Here is a 10,760-nt window from a genome sequence, read left to right as displayed (position 1 = left end):
TACGTTTTTCAAACAACACCACGCATGGTGCGAGCGTCAGCGTCGCCACTCAATCCATCAGTTAACTAAACACGGTGAACGACCGCACATACCACCGCGCACGCAGCCGGTCGCACCGCACGCGCCGCCGTTTGGCACGGTCGCCGCTATAGGCCGCCTTATAGAATGACGTGTTATGACCGGACAATCCCCCACTTCACGATCCACGCATGGCATGGCCGCGGCAACCCCGGCGCCGACGCCGTCCGCACCGCACGCGATCGCACGGGCTGCGACGTCGCCGCTCGCACGCATCGCCGCCGCGGCCCGCTGCACGCTCGCCGCGCTCGCATGCCTGTGGGTATCGCTGTGCGTCGCCATCGGACCGTTGTACTGGGAGGATCGTTCCATCGCCGACTGGTCCGGGGCGAACACCCTGTATTTCGCGCTCACGCTGCTGGTCACGGCGGCGTTCGTCGTCACGCTGGTACGTCGCGGATCCGGACGCCGGGCGCTGCCGTCGAACTGGCATCTGCCGATGGAATGGCGCGCATGGGGGCGTAAGGTCCGCGCGGGCCGGGTCATGTGCGAACTGCGCATCGCCGCCGCGGCCGCCGGCCGCCTGCTCACCCGCGCCACCGACCGAGGCTGGAAGATCCTCATCATCCTGCTTGTGGCCTGGCTGTGGGTGCCGGCCACGCTGATGAGCGCGTTCGGCGCCGACATCCGCTCGCAGGCGCGCGAATTCAGCTGGGCATGGAACCAGTGGACCGGCATGCGCCAGCCGTACATCGGCTTCTTCTCGTTCGTGCCGATGGACATCTACCCCACCGCGCACTACATGTGGCCGTCCGAGCCCACATACCTGACCGACCAGCACAACATCGTGCTCACGGTCATCTACGGCGCGGCCGCATCCGTCTCCCGATACCTTACCGATTCGAACGACGCCGGCTTCGTCGTGCTGTCCTTCCTGCAGTGGCTGTTCGCCGCGTTCTGCGTCGCCTCCGCCACGAACCGGTTCCTCAACCTGCCGTGGCTGCGGCCGACCTACGCGCTCGACGAACCGAACTACACGCGACCGGAACGACCGCGATACGAGCGGCAGGTCGACTTCACCCGTCCCGAACGCGGCACGACCGCCGCGCTGACCATCGCGAAAATCCCCCTCATGCCGTATCCGAACCGTGCGGCGGGCGGTTTCGCGCGGCTCGTCATCATGCTGTTCTTCCTGATCTGCCCGCTCGTGCTGTTCTCGACGATCTCGCTGACGAAATCACCGCTGTTCGCGTTCTCGTTCGTCTGGTGGTTCGGCGTGTGGTACGAGCTGCACATGACGTGGCGGCGCGGCATCAAATCCGCGCGCAACCCGCTCGGTCATCTCATCGCGCTGCGCAGACGGTCGCTGGTCGCGTTCACCGTCTCATCGTGCGTGATGCTGATCTCCGCAAAATACGCGTGGTACATCATCGCCGCGCAGATCGTGCTCGCCCTGGTCGCCGACCGACGCCGCTGGCGCACGTATCTGGTCGCGCTCGTGCTGCCGGTCGTCATCATCCACGGCGGCATCGCGGCGCTGATCTCGACCGGTTCGGTGATCGGCGGCGACCCGATCGAAAGCCGCGGCGTGCAACTGCAGATGATCGCGCGCGTCGCCAAGCTCAATCCGGACGGCATTCCGGCCGACGCCAAAGCCAAACTCGAGCCGATCTTCAATCTCGACCAGATGGCCGAGGCGTACTTCCGACAGGACGCCGACCCGGTGAAATCGTCGGGCATCCAGTCGAAGAAGGTGAGCTACAAGTGGCGTACGGTCACTCCGGACGACATGAAGGACTTCAACGCGGCGTGGTGGCAGATCACGAAGGCCAATCCGGTGATCGCGCTCGACGCGCTGCTCGCCGAATGCTTCGGCTATTTCAATCCCACCGATCTGCCGTATGTGTCGATGGACTATTACGTGACCAGCGACTATGTGCAGAAGACCAGTACCTGGCTCAAACTCGTGAACCATGACTGGCGCGAGTCGGTGGCCAAGTTCGCGCGCGCCTGGGGCACGATTCCGGTGCTCGGATGGGTGACGCACGGCAACTTCTACGTGACGCTGATGCTGCTGATCGGCGCGGCCGAGGTGGTGCTGCGCCGGTGGCGCACGCTGCTCACGCATTTCCCGCTGCTGCTGCTCATGGGCGTGATGGCCACCGCGCCGGCGAACAACTTCGAACGGCACATGCTGCCCGTCGCGTTCGTGTTCGGATTCGTGTGCCTGACGTTCTGGCGCGAATCGCGGGCGGCGCAGGGTGTCGTTGGCGCGCTGGTTGGCGCGCAGACCGACCTGCGCACGGCGGCAACGAACCAAGCCGGCAACGACTAAGCTGGTCTGACATGACGACGGAACGTATGGATGGGGATGGGTCGGACCTGCTTGATCTGATCACGTCGCATGGCGGCGATGTGCAGACCGTGGCGTTCGAGTGCCTGGCGAACGGACTGACGGACGCACGGACGGCGTCGCTGATGCATGTGCTGGGCTGGCCGGACGACGCGCACTGTTTCGCGATAGCCGGATTCGCGCCGGCCGCAGGCGGTGGCGGCTCTGGATCCGGTGGCGGAGATGCCGTGGCAGTGACGTTGTCCCGCCTGCGCAGGGCCGCGCATGACTTGGGCGGATCGTTGGCGATCGCGGGCACGCATGATGGAGTGTGCGTGATCCTGATCGCGTCGCGTGCGGCGGCGACGCCCGAGGTGACCTGCACGGCGATGATGGGCATGTTCGACGCCGATCGGCCGGTGGCGCTCGGTCCGGTACGTCTCGGCGTGGATGGCGCATCGGCCACGATCCGTGCGGCCATGGCCACGTTGGCGGCGGCTCCGGCGGTTCAGGAGTCGCGGGCCGCGCACAATGCGGGCAGACCGACAAGCGCCGCGCGCCAGGAGCTGAACCGATTGGTGCGGGCCGAGGACGCATTGCCAGAGCGGGCGCTGCTCGGCGATGAGGACGCGCGGCGTGAGCTGATCGAGGCGGTGTATGGAGCCTTGACGGCGGCCGGACCGGACGATCCGACGTTGGAGACCATATCGACGTTCGTGTTGTCCGGAGGATCGCTGGAGACCACGGCGAAAACGTTGAACGTGCACCCGAACACCGTGCGCTACCGGCTGAAGCGCGCCGCCGACACCACGGGATGGGATGCGGCCGACCCGCGCGAGGCATACGTGCTGCGCACCGCCATCATCCTCGGTCGTATCGCGCGGGGCTGATGGGCCTCGCCTTCCCCCGCCAGTCCTCATCTTCCACGGTCCTCGTCCCGGTTCCTTTCATCGATAAGTGGGGATTCCCGGACACAAAAATCAGTAAGTGGGGATTTACCTACCACGAAGACCGCCGAATCATGGTTTTCATGGTAGGTAAATCCCCACTTCCAATTTTCCTGTCCGGATTCTCCCACTTACGTGCCCTTCTATAGTCCGCAAATCCCCACTTCCGCATAGGAGACATCCGTGGATACGACGAAGCCCCATGCCGCGAGAATGCGACATGGGGCTTCAGTCAATCACCTATCGTGATGTCGAGGATTACCTCGCCAATCAGGCAACGGTCATCGGGTCGACCGGGACGCCCGGGTTCATCGTGGAGGTGATGGTCGCCTTGGTGACGTAACGGCCCTTCACGGTAGCCGGCTTCAGACGCTTGACCTCGTCGGCCACGGCCTTGAAGTTCTCGTCCAGAGCGGCCTCATCGAAGCTCAGCTTGCCGATGAGGAAGGAGAGGTTGCCGTGCTTGTCGACGCGGAAGTCGACCTTGCCGCCCTTGATCTCGTTGACGGCCTTGGTCACGTCCATGGTGACGGTGCCGGTCTTCGGGTTCGGCATGAGGCCACGCGGGCCGAGCACGCGGCCGAGACGGCCGACCTTGCCCATCATGTCCGGGGTGGCGACGACGGCATCGAAGTCGAGGAAGCCGTCGGCGACCTTCGCGATCAGGTCGTCATCACCGACGATGTCGGCGCCAGCGGCGGTCGCCTCGGTGGCCTTCGGGCCACGGGCGAAGACGAGGACCTTGGCGGTCTTACCGGTGCCGTGAGGCAGCAGGACGGAGCCGCGGACCAGCTGATCGGCCTTGCGCGGATCCACGTTCAGACGCAGCACCGCTTCCACGGTCTGGTCGAACTTGTACTCCGGCATGCTCTTGAGGAGAGCGATGGCCTCGTTGGCGGTGTAGAGGTTGTTGCGATCGACCTTCTCGGCCGCCTCGCGATACTTCTTGGAACGCTGTACCATTAGTCCTTCTCCTCTTCTCAGTCGGTGACCGTGATGCCCATCGAGCGAGCGGTGCCCTCGATGATCTTCATGCCGGCTTCGATGTCACGGGCGGACAGATCGGCCATCTTGATCTCGGCGATCTCGCGGACCTGAGCCTTGGTGACGGAGCCGACCTTGTGGGTCAGCGGGTTCTCGGTGCCCTTCTCGACGCCGGCGGCCTTCTTCAGCAGAGCCGCAGCCGGCGGGGTCTTGAGGACGAAGGTGAAGGAACGGTCTTCGAAGACGGTGATCTCGACCGGGATGACCTGACCCATCTTGTCCTGCGTCTGGGCGTTGTACGCCTTGCAGAAGTCCATGATGTTCACGCCATGGGAACCCAGAGCCGGGCCCAGCGGCGGGGCCGGGTTGGCCTTGCCGGCCTGGATCTGGAGCTTGATCAGCGCCGTGACCTTCTTTTTAGGAGCCATTGTATGGTTCTTCTTTCTATGAAGCGGTGATAGTGGCGGACGCCTTGGTTTCCCGCGGCGAACTCCTCCCGCAACCGTATGATTGCTGTGCTGTGCTAGCAGGCTTCCGGCACGCTTTGCCGCGGACCGAACGCCCTCCAGACACAAACCATCTCATTATGCCGTATCCGCCCGACAATACGCGCCCACCGTATTCCTCTGCGCGAACCAACGCCACAAGCCTGTTTTGCGTTGGTTTGCGCAGAGAAAAGGACGGCTAGTCAGTTCCAACGATCGGACATCGCGAAGCTGTTGTTCATGTGGTTGCTGGCCGTGTACAGCACGTCGTTCAGCAGCTTGGACGCGTGCTTGCGCAGGAAGTCGGCCATGCGGTCGTTCGACTCGCCGAGCACCGCGCTCGCCGGGCGCCCGTCGAGCGTGCCGTCTCCGTCGAGACGACCGTCGCCGTTGCCGTCGACGCCATCGTCGAATCGTCCGCTTTCGATTGCCGCATCGGTTTCCTCGACCAGACGATGACCGAACGTGCGCGTCCTCTCACGGAACGCGCCGATCGCATTGACCGTGTCGAACCAGTGCGCGTCGGCGATCACCGCGATGAGACGGTTCGTCCAGTACAGGTTGTCGGTCGAGACCTCCGGCGTGGTGTCGCGCAGATACGCGGGGGTGTCGGTGACGTTCGCGTAGAACGGCGCGGCCGTGGTGAACGGGCCGGAACCGTACGAGATCCACATGATCGCACGGCTGCACGCGGGCGCGTACGGCCGTAGCTGGATGGCGACCATGTGGCCGGTGCGGTTCACGCCGATCGGGCGGTAGCGGTGGCGCGATTCGGGCGTGCCGAGCGTGCCGTACGGGTCGTACGGCGTGTCTTCGAAGTGCGAGGCGAGCAGGAAGTCGACGTCTTCGATCGTCACCTTGTTCTCGGGCACACGGCACCACGGGATGTCGTCGGAGGACGGCGCATAGCGCGCGGCCGGCGAATCCCAGTCCTCGCTCGGGTTGAGATGACGCTGCATGTACCACGCGCGCGGCGTGTTGTAGATGTGGTCGCGCGGCGTGCTGTCGCCGAACACGGTGCGCGGGTTGAAACGGTCGGATTGCGGTACCGAACCGTCGGCGGCGAATCCGGCGCCCTGCGAGATGCGGCGCATCGCGCGGTCGAGGTGATGGTCGGCGATGAACTCGCGCAGGTCGGCGCTGCACAGGTATTCGAGCTGTTCGCCGAACGCGTCGGACAGGTCGAAGTCATCGATCCCAAGCTGGTTGGGGATCGTCGCGTAGCAGTCGTCCGGTACGCGACGGGCGATCCAGTGATGGCCGCCGATCGTCTCGACGTACCAGATCTCGTCCACGTCGGAGATGATCACGCCGTTCGATTCGTATGTGCCGTACGTTTCGAGCAGTTCGCCGAGCCTGAGGACGCCTTCGCGCGCGGTTTTCACATATGGCAGGACCAGCGTGATGATGTCCTCCTCGCCGATGCCGCCCGGCTGTTCGGGCTCGTAGCCGTCCTTGCCGGGTTCGCCGACGGCGGGCACGAGTTCGACGAACGGGTCGGCCGCGGCGACGCGCTCGTTGACGGAGATCGTTTCGGTCGCGCTCATGGCGACGTTGTGTTCGTTCGCGCCGGCTTCGGCGAGTACGCCGCGATTGGGCAGCACGTTCGGCACGATCGAGTAGCGGCACGGGTCGTCCGGCAGGTCGATCTCGACGTGACTGAGCACGCTGCGGTAGTGGCGCGGCTGGTCGGACGGGGCGACCGCGACGAAACGCTTGGGATCATAACGGCCGGAGCCGGAATCGTCGTCGCGGGCGATGATGGTCGAACCGTCGTAGCTGGCTGATTTTCCTACAAGAATGGTGGTGCATGACATGGCATCCACTTTAGTGGCTTGCCCGGCGGCTAGTCCCTCATTTCGAGCGAGGCGAAGCCGCCCTGATTGGACTTTCCTAGGAAAGTCTCGCAAAACGACCCGGGTACGAGAGGTTCGTCGGAGTACCAGGGAGAGTTTCCCAGGAAAGTTTCACGGGAGGATATACAAAAAACATCCCCGCACTATGGCGGGGATGTTCAAAGAAATGATCGCGATTGCTACTGAAGCTTCTCGACCTGGTTGAAGCCCAGCTCCACCGGCGTATCGCGGCCGAAGATGGACACGAGCACGGTGAGCTTCTGCGTGGTGGGTTCGACGTCGGAAACGACGGCGGCCATCGTGGTGAACGGGCCGTCGGTGACGGTGACCTGATCGCCGACCGCGTAGGAGACCTCGACGGTGCGCTTCTTGGCGGCCGCAGGCTTGTCGCCGGCCTTCTTGAGCGCCTCGGAAGCGATCATCGGAGCCATCATCTGGACGACTTCCTTGCGCGACAGCGGAGCCGGATCCTTGGTCGGACCGACGAAGCCGGTGACGCCTTCGGTTTCGCGCACGATGCGGCGGGCATCCTCATCCGGCCACATGCGGATCAGGACGTAGCCCGGAACGCGCACGCGGGTGATGACCTTCTTGCCCTTGTCGGTGTGCTTCTCGACTTCCTCCATCGGAACCTCGACCTGGAAGATCTTGTCCTCGAGGCCGAAGCTGACGATACGGGATTCGATGTTGGTCTTGACGCGCTTCTCATAGCCGGAGTACGTGTGCAGCACGTACCACTTGCCTTCGAGAGTGCGCAGCGACTTGGAGAACTCCTCGACGGCCTTGGCACCGGCATCCAGATCCTCGTCATCGGATTCGCCGGACTCGGCATCATCGGAGGATTCGCCATCTTCGGATTCGGCATCGGACGCGTCGTCGGCAGATTCCGCCGCCGGCAAGGTGACATCATCGGAGGCGGTCTCGTCCAGCTCGTCGTCAACGGGCAGGGCGTCGAGATTCACTTCGGGCTGCGCGTCGTCCTCCTGCGGAAGATCCGGCAGGGCGTCGAGGTTTTCGAGATTCACTTCGTCATTCATGCGTTATTTCACCTTCAGGTTGGTCCGCGATCAGCCGAACAGCCAGAGCACGAGCTTGCCCAGACCGAAGTCCATGCCCGTGACGAGCGCCATCAGGAACAGCACGAAAATGAACACGGCCAGCGACCAGAAGAACAGTTCCTTGGCGGTGGGGGTGACGACCTTGCGGAGTTCATCGATGATCTGCTTGATGAACAAGCCGATGCGCATGAAGACGTTGGGTTTCTTTGCCGTAATGGCCTTGCTTGCCTTCGCCATATCCATCCTTCGCTTGCAATCATCAAGAGACTTGGCAGGGAAGGCGGGACTCGAACCCACAACCTACGGTTTTGGAGACCGTTGCGCTACCAATTGCGCCACTTCCCTAGGTGAACTCTGCCATGCTAACGAACCTGTACGACAGGACGCTTGCGCCCGGCAAAACCGCCAAGATGGAATAGTAGCGCATGGTTTCGATTTCGTCCAGTCATAATGAAAATCCCGTGGCAAAACCACGGGATTCCAACGTTCTTACGGCATGTCTCAGTTTGCCCAGGAAGCAAACCGGCGCATGCCTTCGGCGAGCTGGTCGTCAGCGAGCGCGTAGGAGAAGCGCAGGTATCCGGGGGCGCCGAACGCTTCACCCGGCACGGCGGCCACATGGGCTTCGTCGAGCAGCGCGGCGGCCAGCTCGGAAGAGGACGCGCACACGGTGCCCTGCTCCCCCAGCGGACGGTTCAGCAGTCCGGTCACGTCGGCGAACGCGTAGAACGCGCCGGTCGGCGTCGGGCAGACCACGCCGTCGATGTCGTTCAACGCGGCGACGATCGCCTTGCGACGCACGTCGAACGCCTCGCGCATCGCGTACACGTCGTCGAGCGGACCGGCGACCGCAGCCAGCGCCGCGCGCTGGGACACGTTCGCCACGTTCGAGGTCATGTGTCCCTGCAGTTTGGACGCTGCCTTGGCGACCGGCAGCGGCGCGACGAGCCAACCGACTCGCCAGCCCGGCATCGCGTACGTCTTCGCCACGCCGTTGAGGATGATGAGCTGGTCGCGGCATTCCGGCACGGCCGCGCCGATGTACGTGGTCTTCGCGTCGTCGTAGTTGAGGTGCTCGTAGATCTCGTCGGAGATGATCCAGATGTGGTGTTCGACCGCCCACTTGCCGATGGCGGTGATCGTGTCGGGCGACCAGACCGCGCCGGTCGGGTTGTTCGGCGAGTTGACGATGATCGCCTTGGTGCGCTCGGTGCGAGCCGCCTCCAGCGCGGCGAGGTCCGGTTCGAAACCGCGGTCGCCGCCGGCGAACACGAGCACAGGCTTGCCGCCGGCGAGCTTGACGGCCTCCGGGTAGCTGGTCCAGTACGGGGTCGGGATGATGACCTCGTCGCCGTCGTTGAGCAGCACCTGGAACGTCGAGTACACGGCCTGCTTGCCGCCGTTGGTCACCACGACCTGATCGGCGGACACCTCGAAGCCGGAATCGCGCAGAGTCTTGGAGGCGATCACCTCGCGCAGCTCGGGCAGGCCCGGCGTCGGCGTGTACTTGTAGTTCTTCGGGTCACGGCACGCCGCGGCGGCCGCGTCGACCACATAGTCGGGAGTCGGGAAATTCGGTTCTCCCGCGCCGAAGCCGATCACGTCGAGTCCGGCGGCCTTCATCGCCTTCGCCTTCGAATCGACGGCCAGCGTCGCGCTGGGTGCCACGTTGTTGATACGGTCGGAAAGAGTCTGCCAATCAGCCATAGTCATGGCTTCTAAGATAAACCCGGCGCCCGATGTATGGAAGCGTGTCGCGTCGCCGGCCGCGGCATGAACGATGCGGCGGGTTGGACACGATGTGTGGTGCAATGGTGCTACAGGACGAGATCATCGAGGAGAGCCCATGACCGGTTCCAGCCATCATCCTTCGCGACACGGCGGCAAACGTCTTGGCCGGCACGTCAGCGAACGTTCGCATGCACGAATCGACGCGCGCCGGCATCGGGCGCATGTCATACTCGCCGGATTGCGCAATGCGGTGGCCGCGCTGTCCGTATTCGCGATCGTGTTCGCGATCGCGTACGGTGTCCCGCGATATCACGACAACACGGGAAGTGCCGCATCCGGCCGATCGTCACGGTCCGGCGGCGATGCGACTGCTCCCCGCGCATGACGCGCTCGACCGCGACGCCGTGCCCGATCTCGACCCCGGCGACATCACGATCGGAGTCAACGGCTCCGCCGTCACCTACGTGCTCAAGGGCGAACGATACGTCGAGGGCGGCGCGCACGCGATCGATCCCACGGACGGCGTGCTCACGCCGAAGATCACCGTCAACGGCACGGTCGACACGGCAACGCCCGGCGACTACGAAATCCAATACGTCGTACGGGATTCGCAGGGCCACGTCGCGGCAGCCACGCGCACCGTCAAGGTCGTCGAGTCGATGGACAAACAGTCCGGCGGCGTTCCCGTGCTCATGTACCACTATGTGTACGATCCCGCGAATCCGCCCGACGATCTCAACGCGAACTTCATTCCCACGACCTCGCTTGAGCAGCAGTTCCGATACCTCACCGAGCACAGGTTCTACTTCCCGTCATGGGCCGAGGTGCGAGCGTTCCTCGACGGCACGCATTCCCTGCCCGCGCGCAGCATCGTGCTCTCGTTCGACGACGGCGAGCCGAGGTTCTTCCAATACGGCCAGCCGCTGATCGACAAGTACCGGGTGCCGGTCACGTCGTTCGTCATCGGCAACGACGGAAACATGCTGCAGCGGATGAAGGATTACGCCTCGCCGTATCTGGAGTACGAGTCGCATTCGTTCGACATGCATCGCGCGGGCGGCACGATCGGCCATGGCGGACGCATCAGCGCGATGACGAAGGACGAGATCGTCGACGATCTCAAACGTTCGGAGCAAATGACCGGCTCGGCGCAGGCGTTCGCGTACCCGTTCGGCGACACGACGCCGGACGCGCAGGCCGCGGTGGCCGAGGCCGGATTCCCGCTGGCGTTCACGACGCAGTACGGCTGGGCAATGATCGGCGACGATCCGACGCTGCTGCCGCGCGTACGTATTCAGGGCGATGGATCGTTGGAGTCATTCATCGCCGCGATCCAGTGACCGCAACGA

General features: G+C 64.0%; 10 protein-coding genes and 1 tRNA gene. 4 read left to right on the top strand and 7 right to left on the bottom strand.

Features of this window, described 5'->3' with window-relative positions; translation table 11 throughout:
• The first annotated feature begins 214 nt into the window (after window positions 1-214).
• Window positions 215-2,353 (top strand): DUF6020 family protein, encoded by a 2,139-nt coding sequence (locus GFD25_RS12145; RefSeq protein WP_239512392.1) that lies wholly within the window; start codon window positions 215-217, stop codon window positions 2,351-2,353.
• Between the two features lie 11 nt (window positions 2,354-2,364).
• Window positions 2,365-3,240 (top strand): PucR family transcriptional regulator, encoded by an 876-nt coding sequence (locus GFD25_RS03905; RefSeq protein ID WP_239512389.1) that lies wholly within the window; start codon window positions 2,365-2,367, stop codon window positions 3,238-3,240.
• A 327-nt stretch (window positions 3,241-3,567) separates the two neighbouring features.
• Here GFD25_RS03905 and rplA read toward each other — a convergent pair whose 3' ends face one another.
• The 7 genes from rplA to GFD25_RS03870 all read right to left on the bottom strand — a co-directional run bounded on the left by rplA (window position 3,568) and on the right by GFD25_RS03870 (window position 9,387).
• Window positions 3,568-4,260, bottom strand: a complete 693-nt coding sequence (gene rplA, locus GFD25_RS03900; RefSeq protein ID WP_163230132.1) for a 50S ribosomal protein L1 — start codon at window positions 4,258-4,260, stop codon at window positions 3,568-3,570.
• A 17-nt stretch (window positions 4,261-4,277) separates the two neighbouring features.
• Window positions 4,278-4,709, bottom strand: coding sequence for a 50S ribosomal protein L11 (gene rplK / locus GFD25_RS03895; RefSeq protein ID WP_163230130.1), 432 nt, complete (start codon window positions 4,707-4,709; stop codon window positions 4,278-4,280).
• Window positions 4,710-4,969: 260 nt separating this feature from the next.
• Entirely contained in the window at window positions 4,970-6,583 is a 1,614-nt protein-coding gene (locus tag GFD25_RS03890; RefSeq protein ID WP_163230128.1) for a C69 family dipeptidase, read from the bottom strand.
• A 218-nt stretch (window positions 6,584-6,801) separates the two neighbouring features.
• Window positions 6,802-7,659, bottom strand: coding sequence for a transcription termination/antitermination protein NusG (gene nusG, locus GFD25_RS03885; RefSeq protein WP_163230126.1), 858 nt, complete (start codon window positions 7,657-7,659; stop codon window positions 6,802-6,804).
• Between the two features lie 30 nt (window positions 7,660-7,689).
• Window positions 7,690-7,917, bottom strand: a complete 228-nt coding sequence (secE, locus tag GFD25_RS03880; RefSeq protein ID WP_239512388.1) for a preprotein translocase subunit SecE — start codon at window positions 7,915-7,917, stop codon at window positions 7,690-7,692.
• 32 nt (window positions 7,918-7,949) lie between these two features.
• Window positions 7,950-8,025 (bottom strand) — tRNA-Trp (locus GFD25_RS03875).
• Window positions 8,026-8,181: 156 nt separating this feature from the next.
• Entirely contained in the window at window positions 8,182-9,387 is a 1,206-nt protein-coding gene (locus GFD25_RS03870) for a pyridoxal phosphate-dependent aminotransferase (RefSeq protein WP_163230122.1), read from the bottom strand.
• Window positions 9,388-9,526: 139 nt separating this feature from the next.
• Between GFD25_RS03870 and GFD25_RS12140 the strand changes: the two genes are divergently transcribed.
• Both GFD25_RS12140 and GFD25_RS03865 read left to right on the top strand, forming a co-directional pair.
• A complete protein-coding gene (locus tag GFD25_RS12140) occupies window positions 9,527-9,796 on the top strand; it encodes a hypothetical protein (protein WP_239512387.1) in 270 nt (89 codons plus the stop codon).
• Window positions 9,774-10,751, top strand: a complete 978-nt coding sequence (locus tag GFD25_RS03865) for a polysaccharide deacetylase family protein (protein ID WP_239512386.1) — start codon at window positions 9,774-9,776, stop codon at window positions 10,749-10,751. The genes GFD25_RS12140 and GFD25_RS03865 overlap by 23 nt, the downstream gene beginning before the upstream one ends.
• The last annotated feature ends 9 nt before the right edge of the window (window positions 10,752-10,760 follow it).

The sequence above is a fragment of the Bifidobacterium aerophilum genome, from assembly GCF_010667685.1.
Classification (GTDB): domain Bacteria; phylum Actinomycetota; class Actinomycetes; order Actinomycetales; family Bifidobacteriaceae; genus Bifidobacterium; species Bifidobacterium aerophilum.
This window is presented reverse-complemented; position numbering and strand designations above follow the sequence as displayed.

What these genes read in the sequence shown, in the direction of transcription:
- GFD25_RS12145 (WP_239512392.1), top strand. Translation starts at nt 215, where the DNA reads ATGGCCGCGGCAACCCCGGCGCCGACGCCGTCCGCACCGCACGCGATC.
- GFD25_RS03905 (WP_239512389.1), top strand. Translation starts at nt 2,365, where the DNA reads ATGACGACGGAACGTATGGATGGGGATGGGTCGGACCTGCTTGATCTG.
- rplA (WP_163230132.1), bottom strand. Translation starts at nt 4,260, where the DNA reads ATGGTACAGCGTTCCAAGAAGTATCGCGAGGCGGCCGAGAAGGTCGAT.
- rplK (WP_163230130.1), bottom strand. Translation starts at nt 4,709, where the DNA reads ATGGCTCCTAAAAAGAAGGTCACGGCGCTGATCAAGCTCCAGATCCAG.
- GFD25_RS03890 (WP_163230128.1), bottom strand. Translation starts at nt 6,583, where the DNA reads ATGTCATGCACCACCATTCTTGTAGGAAAATCAGCCAGCTACGACGGT.
- nusG (WP_163230126.1), bottom strand. Translation starts at nt 7,659, where the DNA reads ATGAATGACGAAGTGAATCTCGAAAACCTCGACGCCCTGCCGGATCTT.
- secE (WP_239512388.1), bottom strand. Translation starts at nt 7,917, where the DNA reads ATGGCGAAGGCAAGCAAGGCCATTACGGCAAAGAAACCCAACGTCTTC.
- GFD25_RS03870 (WP_163230122.1), bottom strand. Translation starts at nt 9,387, where the DNA reads ATGGCTGATTGGCAGACTCTTTCCGACCGTATCAACAACGTGGCACCC.
- GFD25_RS12140 (WP_239512387.1), top strand. Translation starts at nt 9,527, where the DNA reads ATGACCGGTTCCAGCCATCATCCTTCGCGACACGGCGGCAAACGTCTT.
- GFD25_RS03865 (WP_239512386.1), top strand. Translation starts at nt 9,774, where the DNA reads ATGCGACTGCTCCCCGCGCATGACGCGCTCGACCGCGACGCCGTGCCC.